The 14752-nt window shown below is 69.4% G+C and carries 17 protein-coding genes; 12 read left to right on the top strand and 5 right to left on the bottom strand.

What is annotated here, in order from left to right:
- Positions 1 to 63: 63 nt before the first annotated feature.
- The 4 genes from FG385_RS12165 (at position 64) to FG385_RS12180 (ending at position 3766) form a co-directional block, all read left to right on the top strand.
- A complete protein-coding gene (locus FG385_RS12165) occupies positions 64 to 1335 on the top strand; it encodes a 3-isopropylmalate dehydratase large subunit (protein ID WP_139096789.1) in 1272 nt (423 codons plus the stop codon).
- Positions 1332 to 2519: an aconitase family protein gene (locus tag FG385_RS12170; protein WP_139096790.1), complete on the top strand. Its 1188-nt coding sequence runs from the start codon at positions 1332 to 1334 to the stop codon at positions 2517 to 2519. The genes FG385_RS12165 and FG385_RS12170 overlap by 4 nt, the downstream gene beginning before the upstream one ends.
- A complete protein-coding gene (locus FG385_RS12175; RefSeq protein WP_139096791.1) occupies positions 2516 to 3013 on the top strand; it encodes a LeuD/DmdB family oxidoreductase small subunit in 498 nt (165 codons plus the stop codon). Before FG385_RS12170 ends, FG385_RS12175 begins: the two co-directional genes overlap by 4 nt.
- A 69-nt stretch (positions 3014 to 3082) precedes the next feature.
- Complete coding sequence (locus tag FG385_RS12180; RefSeq protein ID WP_139096792.1) at positions 3083 to 3766, top strand: DUF6338 family protein; 684 nt, start codon at positions 3083 to 3085, stop codon at positions 3764 to 3766.
- Here FG385_RS12180 and FG385_RS12185 read toward each other — a convergent pair.
- On the bottom strand, positions 3697 to 5211 hold the full coding sequence (locus tag FG385_RS12185; RefSeq protein ID WP_160148778.1) for a UbiD family decarboxylase: 1515 nt from the start codon (positions 5209 to 5211) through the stop codon (positions 3697 to 3699). The two genes, FG385_RS12180 and FG385_RS12185, sit on opposite strands and share 70 nt — an antisense overlap.
- Positions 5212 to 5397: 186 nt before the next feature.
- On the opposite strand from FG385_RS12185, the gene FG385_RS12190 reads away from it, so the two are divergent.
- The 4 genes from FG385_RS12190 to FG385_RS12205 are packed head-to-tail and all read left to right on the top strand — an operon-like array spanning position 5398 to position 8676.
- A complete protein-coding gene (locus tag FG385_RS12190; RefSeq protein ID WP_139096794.1) occupies positions 5398 to 6744 on the top strand; it encodes an MFS transporter in 1347 nt (448 codons plus the stop codon).
- Between the two features lie 32 nt (positions 6745 to 6776).
- Complete coding sequence (locus tag FG385_RS12195) at positions 6777 to 7679, top strand: ABC transporter substrate-binding protein (protein WP_139096795.1); 903 nt, start codon at positions 6777 to 6779, stop codon at positions 7677 to 7679.
- An 11-nt stretch (positions 7680 to 7690) separates the two neighbouring features.
- The gene (locus FG385_RS12200; RefSeq protein WP_139096796.1) at positions 7691 to 8323 is read left to right on the top strand and encodes a DUF2848 family protein; all 633 of its coding nucleotides are present in this window, start codon (positions 7691 to 7693) and stop codon (positions 8321 to 8323) included.
- Between the two features lie 11 nt (positions 8324 to 8334).
- Positions 8335 to 8676 (top strand): cupin domain-containing protein, encoded by a 342-nt coding sequence (locus FG385_RS12205; RefSeq protein WP_139096797.1) that lies wholly within the window; start codon positions 8335 to 8337, stop codon positions 8674 to 8676.
- Positions 8677 to 8719: 43 nt separating this feature from the next.
- On the opposite strand, the gene FG385_RS12210 is transcribed toward FG385_RS12205, so the two are convergent.
- Positions 8720 to 10174 carry a 4-hydroxyphenylacetate 3-hydroxylase family protein gene (locus tag FG385_RS12210; RefSeq protein WP_139096798.1) on the bottom strand — a complete coding sequence of 485 codons (1455 nt, stop codon included), beginning with the start codon at positions 10172 to 10174 and terminating at the stop codon, positions 8720 to 8722.
- A complete protein-coding gene (locus tag FG385_RS12215) occupies positions 10171 to 10722 on the bottom strand; it encodes a flavin reductase family protein (RefSeq protein WP_139096799.1) in 552 nt (183 codons plus the stop codon). Before FG385_RS12215 ends, FG385_RS12210 begins: the two co-directional genes overlap by 4 nt.
- A 94-nt stretch (positions 10723 to 10816) precedes the next feature.
- On the opposite strand from FG385_RS12215, the gene FG385_RS12220 reads away from it, so the two are divergent.
- Complete coding sequence (locus FG385_RS12220; RefSeq protein WP_139096800.1) at positions 10817 to 11359, top strand: MarR family winged helix-turn-helix transcriptional regulator; 543 nt, start codon at positions 10817 to 10819, stop codon at positions 11357 to 11359.
- Between the two features lie 47 nt (positions 11360 to 11406).
- A complete protein-coding gene (locus FG385_RS12225; RefSeq protein ID WP_160148779.1) occupies positions 11407 to 11943 on the top strand; it encodes a MarR family winged helix-turn-helix transcriptional regulator in 537 nt (178 codons plus the stop codon).
- Between the two features lie 144 nt (positions 11944 to 12087).
- Here FG385_RS12225 and FG385_RS12230 read toward each other — a convergent pair whose 3' ends face one another.
- Positions 12088 to 12609 carry a GNAT family N-acetyltransferase gene (locus FG385_RS12230; protein WP_139096802.1) on the bottom strand — a complete coding sequence of 174 codons (522 nt, stop codon included), beginning with the start codon at positions 12607 to 12609 and terminating at the stop codon, positions 12088 to 12090.
- Between the two features lie 31 nt (positions 12610 to 12640).
- Between FG385_RS12230 and FG385_RS12235 the strand changes: the two genes are divergently transcribed.
- Positions 12641 to 13198 carry a helix-turn-helix domain-containing protein gene (locus tag FG385_RS12235; protein ID WP_139096803.1) on the top strand — a complete coding sequence of 186 codons (558 nt, stop codon included), beginning with the start codon at positions 12641 to 12643 and terminating at the stop codon, positions 13196 to 13198.
- Here the strand turns inward: FG385_RS12235 and FG385_RS12240 are convergent.
- The gene (locus FG385_RS12240) at positions 13195 to 14076 is read right to left on the bottom strand and encodes a LysR family transcriptional regulator ArgP (protein WP_139096804.1); all 882 of its coding nucleotides are present in this window, start codon (positions 14074 to 14076) and stop codon (positions 13195 to 13197) included. The two genes, FG385_RS12235 and FG385_RS12240, sit on opposite strands and share 4 nt — an antisense overlap.
- 48 nt (positions 14077 to 14124) lie before the next feature.
- On the opposite strand from FG385_RS12240, the gene FG385_RS12245 reads away from it, so the two are divergent.
- A complete protein-coding gene (locus FG385_RS12245; protein WP_139096805.1) occupies positions 14125 to 14742 on the top strand; it encodes a LysE/ArgO family amino acid transporter in 618 nt (205 codons plus the stop codon).
- The last annotated feature ends 10 nt before the right edge of the window (positions 14743 to 14752 follow it).

A 14752-nucleotide genomic window follows, 5' to 3' on the forward strand; every position in this document is an offset into this window, starting at 1 on the left:
GCACGCAGCAAGCGGGAGCTTGCGAACGCGGCGAGGAGGACCGACCGGGTGCGGGTGTCCAGCATGAGCGCGGAGAAGACGTTCGCGCAGAAGGCACTCGAACGTGCCTCGGGCGAGCAGGATCTGGTGCCGGGGCAGATCGTGGACGCCTATCCCGATCTGTACATGAGCCACACGGCCAGCTGGCGTTGTATCCGCACGCTGGAGAAGATGGGCGTCGAGCGACTGTACGACGTGGACCGCATCGCGATGGTGATGGACCACATCTCCCCGGCGCAGACCGCGAAGACGGCCGCGGACCACCAGCTGTGCCGCGAGTTCGCCGCGAAGATGGGCGTGAAGCACTTCTTCGACGTCAACGCCGGGATAGCGCATATCGTGCTGATGGAGCACGGTCTGATCAAGCCGGGCGAGCTCGTCATCGGCACCGACTCGCATTCCACGATCTACGGCGCGCTCGGCGCGCTCGGCACCGGCGTGGGCTTCAGCGAGATCACCGCGGCGTGGGTCACCGGGAAACTGTGGATGAAGGTGCCGCAGTCGATCCGCGTCGAGATCTCGGGCGAGCTGCCGCCCGGCACGTACCCGAAGGACGTGATGCTGCGGCTGATCGGCGACCTCGGCGCGGACGGCGCGACGTACTGTTCGGTCGAGTTCGGGGGCTCGTTCACCGATTCGATGTCGGTCTCCGAGCGGATGACCTTCTGCAACCTGGCGATGGAGATGGGTGCGAAGAACGCGTTCGTGGCACCCGATCAGACCACTGTGGACTATCTGGCGCAGGTGGGCGCGCGGGATTACGAGATCATGCTGCCCGATCCGGGCGCGGAGTACCGGAACACGGTCACGGTCGACGGTTCGGCCCTGTCCCCGCAGGTCGCGGTGCCGCATACGGTGGACAACGTGGTCGGGGTGGGCGAAGTCGCCGGGACGAAGGTGGACCAGGTGTTCATCGGCTCGTGCGCGAACGCCAAGTACGACGACCTCGCGATCGCCGCCCAGGTGCTGGCCGGGCACCGGGTCGCGGACGGGGTCCGCCTCATCGTCACGCCCGCCTCGGCCTCGGTGATGGCGAAGGCCGCCGCGGAGGGCATCGTGACCACGCTGATCGAAGCGGGCGCGATGATCACCAACCCCGGCTGCGGGGCCTGCGCCGGCAACGGCGGCGCCATGGCCGACGGGGAGGTCACGTTCTCCACCGCGAACCGGAACTTCCAGGGGCGCATGGGAAGTTACGATTCGAAGATCTACCTCGGCAGCCCGGCGACCGCCGCGGCGACCGCGATCAAGGGCAGTATCGCCGACCCGGCGGAGATGATGGCGGTGGCGCGATGAACACGGTCGAGCGGATCCTCGCCCGCGCGAGCGGGAGGTCCACTGTGGAGCCCGGGGAGATCGTGATCGCCAACGTGGACCGGCTCATCATGCACGACCTGTCCGGGTACCTGACCGCGGGCGTGTTCGACCGGGAGGTCGGCGGGAAGGTCCGCTTCCCCGACCGCGTGGTGATCGTGTTCGACCACCACTTCTCACCGCCGACCGAGCGGCAGGCGAAGGTGCTCCAGTCCACTCGCGACTGGGCGCGCCGCCAGGGCGTCCACCTGTTCGACTGCGGCAGCGGGAACATCCATCACGTGCTCGTGCGCAGGGGGCTGGTCAAACCCGGGATGATCGTGGTCGGCTCGGACAGCCACACCCCCGTGCACGGCACGGCCGGCGCGCTCGCGGTAGCGCTCGGCAACGACTCCCATGCGGGAACCGTCATGCCGTACGGGAAGGCGTGGTTCAAGGTGCCGGATACGGTGCGGATCGAGCTGACCGGCACGCCGCGGCCGGAGACGTCGGCGCGGGATATCGCGCTGTGGCTCGTCGGGCAGATCGGCGAGGGCGAGCTGAACTACGCGTCGATCGAGTTCACCGGACCGTACGTCAAGCAGCTCGGGTTCTGGGACCGGTGGCTGTTTCCCTTGCTGTGCGTGGATCTCGGTGCGAAATGCGCGTTCGCGGAGTCCGCCGAGGCGGGCGACCCGGCGCGGGTGCTGCGGTTCGACGTCGGTGACGTGCGGCCACAGGTCGCCTGCCCGCCCACGGTGGGCAATGTGAAGGCGGTCGGCGAAGTGGCCGGGAAGGCGATCGACTGGGCGGAACTCGGCGGGCACGGCGGCGGGCGGCTGGAGGACATCCGGGTCGCGGCTTCGGTGCTACAGGGGCGGAAGGTGCATCCTTCGGTGCGGTTCAACATCGTGCCGTCGAGCCGTGAAGTGTTCGCGGAGGCGGTGGCCGAAGGGCTCGTCGGTCCGCTGCACGAAGCGGGGGCGACGTGGTTCCCGGCGAGCACGGGTTCGAATCAGGCGATCAACATGGGCGCGATGGCCTCGGGCGAGGCGATGATCTCGACGCATTCGCGGAACTTCCCCGGCCGCAACGGGAGTCCGGAGGCCGAGATGTACCTGGCTTCGGCGGCTTCGGTCGCGGCCTCGGCGATCGCCGGGCAGATCACGGGAGAGGTGCGGGCATGAGGTTCACCGGCCGTTGCTGGAAGTTCGGCGACAACATCCCGACCGACCGGCTCGTGAAATCGCACTACGTGTTCGAGCCGATGACGGAGATCGTCAAGCACGTGCTGGAGGATCTCAACCCCGAGTTCCCGCGGCAGGTGCGGCCCGGGGACATCGTGGTGGCCGGGCGGCACTTCGGTCAGTCCTCCGGACGCGCGATCGCGGCGAAGGCACTGAAGGCGACGGGAATCGGCTGTGTCGTGGCGGACACGTTCGCCCGGACGTTCTACCGGAACTGTTTCGAGATCGGCCTGCCGCCGCTCGCCCTCGACGGCGTCACGTCGCTTGTCACGGACGGTGATGAGGTCACGGTGGACATCGCGACGGGCGAGTTCCGGAACGAGACCACGGGTGCGACGGGGACCGGTGCGCCCGCGGACCCGTTCCTGCTGCAGATGCTCGGCGCCGGCGGGCTGATCAAACTGGCCGCGAGCCGGGCGGACCTGTTCGCCTGATCCGCCGCGCGGTCAGTCCCCCGAGCCTCTAGGCTACCGGCACGCGCACCATGACGGAGAGGTTTCGCCGTGCCGACGACGCTGGTCGGGCTGCTGGTCTTCGTGGTCCTGCTCGTGCCCGGATTCGCCTACACGCTGCGCCGGGAACGGCTCACGCCGGGCCGGGAGGTCTCCGCCTTCCGGCAGACGGTCCGGCTGGCGTTCGTCAGCGTGGTCGCGGATGCCGTGGTGCTCGGGCTTTTCGTGGTCGTGCGGGTGTTCGCCCCGTCGTGGACGCCCGACGTGCAGCAGTTCCTGCGCGACCCCGGCCGCTACGGTATCGACCATCTCGGCGCGGTGGCCGCGTGGAGCGCCGGGCTGCTGGTGGCCGCGACCGTGCTCGCGCTCCTCGTGGCCAGGCCCCGGTCGCCCCGCGAGCACGAGGATTCCACGTCGGGATGGACGCAGCTGTTCACCGGACATCCCGGCGCGCGCATCCACGTCGGCTGCCTCCTCGACGACGGCAGCTACGTGACCGGGCGCCTGCGCGGCTACAGCCGCACGGCCGAGGACGGCCGGGACCGGGACCTCACCCTGACCGGCCCGATCTCCTACCGCGCCCCGCGTGAGACGACGTCCGCGGTGCTCCCCGACGTCGGCGCGGCGGCCATCAGCGCCCGCCGCCTGACCCTGCTGACGGTCAGCTACGAGTCCGGCGAAGTAGCGTCCGTCGCGTTGCGACGGTCCTCATCGGACCACTCCCCCAGCTCGTAGCCGTACCAGGGATTCGCCAGCGACAGCGGGGGCAGCCCGAGCTCCCGCCAGATCCCGAGCGCGTTCTCCATATATTCCCGCGCCGGCAGCGAAGTCGGCGGATACGGCCGCTTGCGGGTCGCGTCGATCAGCAGCGCCGAGGACTCGCCGTCCGCGGACGGGTCCAGGCGTGGCAGCTTGCCGGGCAGCACGGTCACGTCACGCGCCGGCTGCATGGCGAAGCTCATCGCCCACACCACCGAGTTCAGGTCCTCCGGGTCGACGTCGGCGTCCACCGCGATGATCGTCTTGCCCATCGAGGCCTCGTACCCGGACGCGGCGTACAGCGCCTGCCTCGCCTGCCCCGGCCGTGGATCCTTCAGCTGGATCACGAAGAACATGTTGCAGGTGCCGCTTTCGTAGGTGACCACCCGCCGCACCGCGTCGATATTGCAGGACTGCCGGAGAAAGCGCAGGTACACGTTCTCGAAGGCGATCTTCCGCATGAGCGTCGACTCGCTCGGCGGGAACTCGCTGATGAACGCCTGCACGACGGGCGAGCGGCGATGCGTGATGGCCCGCACCGTCAACACCGGCGACATCGTCCGGGCGCCCATGTAGCCGCTCGCCTCGCCGAACGGTCCCTCGGACTCGAAGTGCTCGGGATCGATCTCGCCCTCGATGACGATCTCCGCGTGCGCCGGGACGTCGAGGTCGACCGTCTCACCGCGGACCACCTCGAGCGGACGTCCCATCAGCCCGCCCGCGACGGCGTACTCGCTGACGCCGAACGGGATCTTCTGCGCGCTCGCGAACCCGACCGCGGGCACCGCCCCGACCACGACCGCCGCTTCGAGCTTCCGTCCCGCTCGCCGCGCCTTCTCCAGGTGGATCGCGATGTGCTGGGTCGGCGTGTCCATCTGCAGCCCGATCCGGTCCGGCCCCTTGACCATGCCCCGGTAGATGCCCACGTTGTACGCGCCGGTTTCGGGATCCTTCGTCACCCAGTACGGCGCGGTCACGAACGGCGCCGGATCGAAGCCCGGGGTCGAGATCGGGTGCGGGAACCCTTCGACCCCGCCGCTGTCCAGAAGGGACTGTCCGGTGAGGACGACCTCCTTGCACGGCCCCGACGGTACCGGCACGGGATCCACCGGCCCGCCCAGCGCCGCCGCCCAGCGGTCCGCGACCTCCTCCGGTTCCGCGGCGAGTGCCGTCGCGTACACCGCCCGTGACGCGGCGAACGCGCCCATCACGACCGAACCGTCGTAGCGCCGGCCCGACGAGTCGACCACGTTGTCGAACCAGAACGCCACGCGGCCGGACTCAGGCAGCCCGCGAAACTGCAGGCGCACCAGCGGAACCAGTTCGGTGTCCTTGTTGACCGGCCTGCTCACCCGGACCAGTAGCCGCCGCTTCTCCAGTTCCGCCAGGTACTCGCGGAGGTCGCCGTAGGGACTCGTCACGCCGTGGTTCCTCGCCGTCTCGAATGTTACGGAGCCCGTTAACACAGGACTCCGTTTTCCTTGCGGTGAAGCCAAACCCGGCGTTGACACCGGTTTGGGCAGCGCTTAGCATCTCTCCCATATTTAGTGTTGTCAAGTCAAGTACTGGAGTAACGTAAATTCCCTCCCGGGCCCCGAGGAGCGCGGATGCGACCAGCACCGACCTACGACCAATGCCTCGCCGAGACGCCGCTCCCCCGCCGCGTCCTGGGCATCGCCGCGATCGCGAGCACCGCCGTGATCTTCGACGGCTACGACCTGCAGGCGCTGTCCTACGCGCTGCCGAAGCTCATCGCGAGCTGGCACTTCTCCCCCGTCCAAGCCGGACTGCTCGCCACGTACACCTTCATCGGCCTGTTCGCCGGCGCGGTCGGCCTCGGCGCGCTCGGCGACCGGTGGGGCCGCAAGCGCACCATCGTGGTGGGAGTCATCGTGTTCGCCCTGTTCATGGGCACCGCCGGGTTCGCGCGCGGCTACACCGAGTTCGCGATCCTGCGGTTCTGCGCGAGCGTCGGCATGGGCGGCGTGCTGCCCGGCACTATCGCCATGCTCAGCGAGTACGTCCCGGTGCGGCGGCGCGCCCGGATGATCGCGATCTCCGCCGGCTGCTTCACCTTCGGGTTCATGGTCGCCGCGATCGCCGCCATCGTACTGGTCCCGCGTTTCGGCTGGCGCCCGCTGTTCCACCTGTCCTACCTGGCCCTCATCGTCGCGGCGCTGATCGCGTGGCTGGTGCCGGAGACGCCGCAGTACCTCGCGACGCGGCGCATGTTCGACCGGGCGCTCGCCGCGGTCCGGAGGCTTTACCCCGCGATCTGGCCGGCCGCGCGCGACGCGGATCCGGAAACCTTCTTCTCCGGCCCCAAGGACGGCAAGATCCAGTTCCGTACGCTGTGGACACGCCGGTACCGGCGCTCGACGGTCGCGCTGTCCCTGCTGTACCTCTTCCTGCAGTTCGTCGTCTACGCGCTGGACTTCTGGATGGTCTCGCTCCTGGTGAAGCACGGGCTGTCCCTGGTGAGCAGCTACTCGTACGCGATCGAACAGGCCGCGGCCGCGACGGTCGGCGGGTTCGCCATCGGCTGGGTCCTCGACCGGGTCAACCCGTACTTCGCCCTCGCGGTCGCGTTCGCCGCGGGCGGCGTGTGCCTGACCCTTTTCGGGTTCGCCACCTCGCTGGTCGCGCTCTACACGCTCAACGCACTCGCCGGCGCGCTGATCATCGGTGGGCAGAATGTCGTGCACACGCTCGTGATGGCGACCTACGGTCCCGAGGCACGGGCGACGGGACTCGGCTGGGCACTGGGCATCGGCCGGCTCGGCGGGCTGCTCGGCCCGCTCATCGGCGGTTTCCTGCTCAGGCTCGACCTGCCGTTCCCGGTGTACTTCCTCGTGTTCGCGATCCCGGCGGTGCTATGCGCGATCACCGCGATCGCGCTGCGGGCCGTCCGGCCGCCCTTGACCGCAAATACTGAACTTAAGTACGTTATCTGAGTACGCATACCGTCGCGACCAGAAAGCCGACCATGCGCCTTGCCGTGCCCGATCTCGTCTCGAACTCCTACTTTCCCGCGATCGCGGCGGCGGAACTGGGTTACCTCCGGGACGAGGGACTCGACGTGGAACTGGACCTCCTCTTCCCCGTCACCGACGCCGCCGTCGCCCTGCGCGAGGGGGAGATCGACTTCCTCGCCGGCTGCGCGCACGCCCCGTTCTACGCCGATCCCGGCTGGGGCGACACGCGGCTGCTCGCGTCGCTGGCGGGCAACATGTACTGGTTTCTCGTCGTTCGCCCGGATCTGGACGTGACCAGGGAGACGCTCCCGAAGCTGCGTGACGTCCGGATCGGCGCGGCACCCGGGCCCGACCTCGGCCTGCGGCGGCTGCTCGAGACCGAGGGCGTCGACCTGGCGAACGTCGCCATCGCCCCGGTGCCCGGAACGGCTGGGAACGTCTCGTTCGGCGTCACGGCGGCGCAGGCGCTGCGGGACGGCGAGATCGACGCGTTCTGGGCCAACGGGATGGGCACCGAGGTCGCGGTGCGCACCGGGGCCGGAAAGGTGATCGTGGACGCGCGGCGGGAGGGCGGAGAGGCTGCCCTGTTCACCTTCCCCGCGCTCATGACGTCGGGCCGGATGGTTCGCGAACAGCCGGAGACCACGGCGGCGGCCGTCCGCGGGATCGTCCGCGCTCAGCGCGAACTGCGCCGCGACATCACGCTCGCGACCAAGGTCGGCCGCGCGCTGTTCCCCGAGATGGAGGCCGAGTTGATCGCCGGGCTGATCGAACGCGACCTCGGCTATTACGATCCGGCGATCAGCCCCGAGGCGGCCGCCGGCCTGATCGCGTTCGGCCGTGCGAGCGGTCTGACCGAGCGTGAACCCGGCTACGACGACGTGGTCGCGGCAAGCCTCCGGGACCTGTGGTGAGGAGCGAAAGCATGGCCCTGACGTTCAGCGTGACCGGCTCGGGCGAGAGGCTCGTGCTCGACCGGTACGACCTCGTCGTCGCCGGCTACACCGGCCGGGACGAGGCTTCGGTGAAGAAGCACATCGACGAACTCGCCGCGATCGGCGTCGCGCCACCGGACTCGGTGCCCGCCTTCTACCCGCTCGACCCCTCGCTGGCGACGCAGGCCGGGGAGATCACCGTCGAAGGCCCGAACACCTCGGGCGAGGTCGAACCGGTGCTCATCCGCGCATCGGGGAAGCGGTACCTGACCGTCGGCTCGGACCACACCGACCGCGACATCGAGGTGGAGAGCGTGGCCAGGTCCAAGGCCGCCTGCCCGAAACCCGTCGGCACGAAGGTCGTGCCGGTCGACGATCCGGACTGGGACGCGATCAGCATGACGTCCACTGTGGACGGCGCCGCTTACCAGGACGGCTTGCTGACCGCCCTGCGCGTGCCGACCGACGTGCTGGACCTGTACCAGGGCGGCGCGGGTGACCTGGTGATGCTGTGCGGGACGCTTCCGTTGCTGAACGGAGAGTTCGTCGCCGGTACCGAATGGACTCTGTCGATGACCCTGCCCGGCGGGGACGAACTCGCGCACTCCTACTCCGTACGCTGAAAGGAAGTCAGATGGCGAAGCCGGAACACGAGTTCTTCCCGGCCACCGACGTCCCGTTCACCCCCTGCGAAGGCAAGGTCGCCGAGCTGACCGAGCGCATCCTCGCGTCCGACGGCAGCGGTGTCGCGACCCGCATCCTGCACTTCGAACCGGGCACCGACACGAGCCCGAACGGCGTGCAGGTGCACGACTTCTGGGAGGAGGTCTACATCCTGGAAGGTTCCTTCACCGACACGAGGCTGGGCAAGACCTTCTCGGCCGGTGACTACGCCTGCCGCCCACCCGGAATGGCACACGGCCCCTGGACCAGCACGGAAGGCTGTACCACCTTCGAAGTCCGATACCGCCCCTGACCGGGTGGCGACCGCGGCCACCATCGGCCGTGGTCGCCACCCGTTACGCAAGCTCATACCCCGCCAGTGCCTGCTCTACCAGGGTGTCGGCCCGGTCGAAGTCGTAGACCTGGCTCATTCGTGAGCGCACCAGGAACGGGGCACCGGCGTAGAACATCTCGTATTGCTGATGCCGGCTCGCGAACTCCGAGCCCACCAGGTCCCACACCAGTTTCAGCAACCGTACCCGCTCGGTGCTGGGATAGCCGGGCGAGCGCACGTACCGTTCGAAGTCGGCCCTCGCCTCCGGGTTCGCGAAGTCCGCGGCCGACGAGGGCAGCTGGATCACCCCGCCGCCACACAGGTCGCGGACCAGGTGCAGCAGCTTCGGGTAGAACTCCGACTGCAGCGTCATCGTCGCGAAGCATTCGGCTCGTCCTGGCCAGGCGACGCCGAACTCGTCGATCTCGCAGTTCTGCTCCTGCGCGTAGACGAGTCCGGTGACCATCGACGCGTGCGCGGCCAGCTCCCCCAGCGTGGCGCGCACCGGCGGGAACTTGTCCGAACCGTTCATCCGCGCGACCCGCATCGCGAGCCCGGCCAGCAGGTCCAGTTTGACCGAGAACCGGATCTGCGCCTGGTTGTTCCCGAGCATGTGCGCGGGCGTGCGGTTCCACTGGTCGCTGGTGAGCTGCCGGTCCCGGAACACGAAAACCCGTTCCCAGGGCACGAAAACGTCGTCGAACACGATCAGCGCGTCCGTCTCGTCGAACCGGGTCGCAAGTGGATAGTCGAACACGCTGGGCGCGGCCTCGGCGTACCCGCGCCGCGAGTAGATCTTCAGGCCCTCGGCGCCGATCGGGACCGCGACGGAAATCGCCTGGTCCTCGTCGCCGGGCTGCAGCGGCACGATGCAACTGAGGATCAGGTAATCCGAGATCGCCGCGCCGGTGCCGAGCATCTGCGCCCCGGAGACGACGATGCCGTCCTCGCGCTCCTGCGTCACCCCCGCATACAGGTGCGGATCCTCCTGCTGGTGCGCGGGTTTGCTGCGGTCGATCTGCGGCGGCACGATCGCGTACGAGCAGTACAGGTCGTTGTCCCGCGCGAACTCGTAGAACCGCGTGACGTTGTCGGCGAAGCGCTGCCCGCCCGCGCCGAACACGTCCGCCCGCCCGGCCCAGCCCGCGAGGAACCCGGCGACGTGTTCCGGCCCGCGGCCCATCAGCCCGAGCGTCGTCTCCGCCGTACGGCGCAAGGCGATCCGGCGCCTGCGCAGGTCGTCCTCGTCGCGCGGGATCAGGTACGACAGGTTGACCGGCGCCCCCGTCACCGGCGAGGGGAAGGTCATCGCCGCGGCGTTGTCCGGGTCGTTCGCCAGATCGTAAACGCGGGCGATCGAAGCGACGGCCCCGTTGAACGCGGGATGGTTCGCGACGTCGGAAACGAACTCGCCGTCGATGAACACGCGGCGGCCGTCCCGCAGCCCTTCGATGTACTCCTTGCCTGAACGCGTCACGCGGGTTCCTCCAGTGTGATCGGTAGTGGCCGTGGCCGCGGATGGTGGTTTCTCGCCCGCAACTGCCGGTAAGTCCCCCGGAAATGCAGCAGGGGTTCATGGGTGGCGCCGAGCCCGATCCCGTCCACGGCACCGATCAGCACCGCGTGCGTCCCGGCGTGCACGTCCCGTTCGATCGCGCAGTCGAGGAACGCGAGGGCGCCCGCGAGCGCCGGGCTGCGCCAGCCGTCCTCGGGCGCGAGCCATTCGGGCCGCAGCGCCTTGTCCGCGCCGGGCCGGGCGCAGTGGTCCGAAATCTCGCGCGCGGCCGAGCCGAGGATGTTCACCCCGAACCGGCCCGCGGCCGCGATGTGCTCGTAGCTCCGGGTGGATCTGTTGACGCACACCAGGATCAGGAGCGGATCGAGCGAAACCGACGAGAACGCCGTAGCGGTCATGCCCAGCGGCCGGCCCGCGCCCGACAGCGTGATCACGGTGACACTCGCGGCCAGCGAGCCCAGCGCCGCCTTGAACGCGCCGGGCCCGGCTTCGACGGGATGCAGTCCCATGACCAGAAGACTAACTAAAATAATGTACTTTAGTCAATCAAATGGAGCTGCCGTATGATCGCCCGGTTCGACCCGGTGAGAGGATCCGCCCGCTATGAACGAGGCAATGCGCGCCTACACCCAGTGGGCCGATATCAGCGACGCCAAACGCACCCGCGAGTTCCAGGCGTACGTCAAGAACATCGCCGACGCCCGCTACGTCACCCGCAAGGTGCTGCGGATCGTCGACGAGCAGGCGAAGGCCCACGGCCTGGAACCCTTGCTGCACCAAGCACTCCTGCAGGTCTACGGAGCGAACAAGGCGAACGGCATCACGGTGAGCAGCCTCGCCGCAAGGCTCGACGTCGCGGCAGCCTTCGCCTCGCGGATGGTCCGCCGCCTCGAGGAGATGGGCCTGGTCCGCCGCGAACCCTCGACAGAGGACAAGCGGGCGACGATCGTCGTCGCCACCGAGGCCGCCGCCGAGAAACTCGCCGCGATCGACAACGACGTGCACCATCACGTCGCGTACCTGCAACACCAGCTTCGCGAGGACGAGCGCCTGTCCGCGCTGTCGATCTTCGCGTTCTACGTGGGCCTGGATCCCGATTCGGAGATCGCCTCCGCGATCCGGGCCGCCGCGGACGAAGCCGGCTGATATGGTGATCCCAAGTCAATGACTTGAGATCACCATGGAGGCGCCCGGTGGAGGACTCGACCGCGCAGTTGCTGGCGCTGTGGGGCCAGGGCGCCGACGCGGCGAGTGACCTCGACTTCGCCAGCCACGTCAAGGCCGTCGCGCACGGCCGGTTCGTGCTGCGCCGGATCCTGCGCCTGCTCGACGAGCAGGCGGTCGCCGGCGGGCTGCAACCCTTGCAGCATCAGGCATTGCTGCAGATCTACGGCGCGGACGGCCCGCTGCCGGTGAACAAGGTGGCCGACCGGCTGGACATCGCGCCGGCGCTGGCCTCGCGGCTCATCCGCCAACTTGAGGACAAGGGGCTCGTCGAGCGCACCCGCGTCCCGGGCGACCGACGGGTCCTCGCAGTGCACGCGAGTGACGCCGGGATCGAGCTACTGCGGAAGATCGACGCCTCGGTGCACGTGCGGGTGGACCATTTCCAGCGTCAACTGTCCGACGAGGGCAAGCTCGGCGCGCTCGCCACGTTCGCGTTCTACCTCGGCCTGGACGCCGACCCGGGGCTCGCCCTCCTGCTCACCGCCGCGGGCCACCGGCATTAGCTCTTCGGCCGGTAGCACAGCAGGAAACCCTCCGCGAGCGAGGCCAGGGTGTTGCTCACGAGCGCGAGTCGCATCGGTGGCTCCTCGCCGGGAGCGCCCGGCACGAGCCCCCGGTACTGTCCGAAAAGGACTCGGCATCGAGCGTCACGCGGGCAGCTCCACCAGTGGCGCCTCGTCGGGCACGATGGTCTTCTGCACCCAGGCGACGTCGTGCCAGGCGCCGTGCTTCCAGCCTACTTTCCGATACACCCCAACGGGTTCGAACCCGAGTGCGCGATGCAGCCCGGCGCTCGCCTCGTTGGGCAGGGTCATCCCCGCCATCGCCCGCCGGTAGCCGCGCGCCGCGAGGCGATCGAGCAGCGTCCGGTACAGCAACCGCCCGCCGCCGGCGCGTCGCCGGTCCCGCGCGAGGTAGATGCTCGTCTCGCAGGTCCATCGGTAGGCGGCGCGCTCGGCGAACGGGTGGCCGTAGGCGTATCCGATCACCTCGCCCGTGTCCTCCAGCACCAGCCAGGCATGCGCCGCGGCGGCCGCGATCCGCGCGGACATCACCTCCGGGGCCGGCGGTTCCAGCTCGAAACTGATCGCCGTACCGGTCACGTAGGGCGCATAGATCGCGGCGCAGGCTTCCCCATCGCTCCCGGTCGCGTCACGGGTCGTCAACATGGCGACTATAGTAGCCAAGGTGGATCCGATAGTGACAGATGTTTTCAGCGACCGGCTCGCCCTCGCCGTGCGCGAGGCCCGCGTCGCGCACGGTCTGCCGGTCTCCGCGCTGGCCGAGCGATCGGGTATCTCCCGCGCCATGATCGGCAAGATCGAACGCGGCGAGGTCCAGCCGACCGCCGCGCTCCTCGCCCGGCTCTCGGGGACTTTGGGGCTGACGCTGTCGGAGCTGATCGCCCGCGCGGAAGGGGACGAACGCCGCGTATCCCGCGCCGCCGAACAGGAGGTCTGGGTCGATCCCGAGACCGGCTACCGGCGCCGCCCGATCTCCCCGCCCGCCGGCGGCCCCCTGGAACTCGTCCAGATCGAACTGCCCCCGGGTGCCAGGGTCCCGGTCTCCGCGGACACCTACACGTTCATCCACCAGCAGATCTGGGTGCTCGACGGCCGGTTGACCTTCCACGAAGGCGAGTTCGTGCACGACCTCGGCTCCGGCGACTGCCTCCAGCTCGGCCCGCCCGCCCCGTGCACCTACGTCAACGCGACGCGTGAGCCATGCCGCTACGTCGTCGCGATCGCGAAACGCTAGAGCGACTCCTTCGCCGCCGCGGCCACCGCCTCCGCCGTGGCGGCCAGGGCGGGCGAGTCGAGTTTCCATTGCTGCCAGTACAACCGCACCTCGACCGCCCGCTCGGGATCGAGCAGCACGAGCGCGCCCGAAGCCAGCCGGGGCGCGGCCTGCGCGCTGGGCACGAGCCCCCAGCCGAGCCCCGCCGCCACCGCGTCCGCGAACCCTTCCGAAGCCGGCACGTAGTGCCGCACCGGGCCGGCGCCGCGCCGTCGCAGCGACCGCGCGAACCGGTCCTGCAGATCGTCGTAGCGGTCGAAGGCCACCACCGGAACCTCACCGACCAGCTGCCGGAACGGCCGCGGCAGCCACCGTGCCACGTACTCCGGGCTCGCCACCGGCAGGTACCGCATCCGCCCGAGGGCGGTGACCGAACAGCCCTGCACCGGATCCGGCGAGGACGTGACCGCCGCCATCACCAGCCCCTCGCGCAGCAACCGGGTGGTCCGCTCCTCGTCCTCGCGATGCAGCTCGAAGCAGATCCCGCCGGGCACGCGCGTCAGGGCGGGCAGGAACCACGTGGCGAGCGAATCGGCGTTCACCGCGATCGGCAGCGTCACCGGCTCACCGTCCCGCGCCATCCCCAGTTCCGCCCGCGCGTCCCGCTCGAGCTGGGTCAACTGCCGCGCGAGCCGGACCACGATCTCACCGGACCCGGTCAGCCGCACAGGTTTCGTGCGCAGCAGCAGCACGCGCCCGGTCCCCTGTTCCAGCGCCTTCACCCGCTGGCTCACCGCCGAGGGCGTGACGTGCAGCGCGGCCGCCGCCGCGTCGAAGGTGCCTTCGTCGACCACGGCGAGCAGCGTGCGAACCTGGTCCAGCGGCAGGAACGACATCATGAACGCTAATGATACGTAAGAATCTTTAGCTGGAATGGCAACGCGGTGATGTTTAGCGTCGGACTCGTGATAACGATCCTCGCCGGGTTCGGCACCGGGCTCTCCCTCATCGTCGCGATCGGCGCGCAGAACGCTTTCGTGCTGCGCCAAGGCATCCGGCGCGAGGCGGTCCCGCTGGTGGTGGCGATCTGCACCGTGTCGGACGGCGTGCTCATCGCGCTCGGGGTCGCCGGGGTCGGGACGGTGGTGCACGCGCAGCCGGCGGCGCTCAAGATCGTCGGGCTCCTCGGCGGCACGTTCCTGATCGGCTACGGCGTGCTCGCCGTGCGCCGGTTGCGCAAGCCCGCGGCGATGACCGTCGAGGGCACGACGGCCGGCTCACGGCGCCGCGCCGCGCTCACCTGCCTGACCATGACGTGGCTCAACCCGCACGTCTACCTCGACACCGTGCTGCTGCTCGGTTCCATCGCGGCGACCCACGGCGCGCTGCGCTGGGAGTTCGCGTTCGGCGCCCTGCTGGCGAGCGTGTGCTGGTTCGCCGCGCTCGGCTTCGGCGCCCGGTTGCTCACCGGGTTCTTCGCCCGCCCCGCCTCGTGGCGCGTGCTCGACGGCCTGGTCGCCGCGACGATGGTCACGGTCGGCACGATGGTGCTGTCAGGCGCTTGACTTACCGCCC

The sequence above is a fragment of the Amycolatopsis alkalitolerans genome (assembly GCF_006152065.1).
GTDB lineage: Bacteria > Actinomycetota > Actinomycetes > Mycobacteriales > Pseudonocardiaceae > Amycolatopsis_E > Amycolatopsis_E alkalitolerans.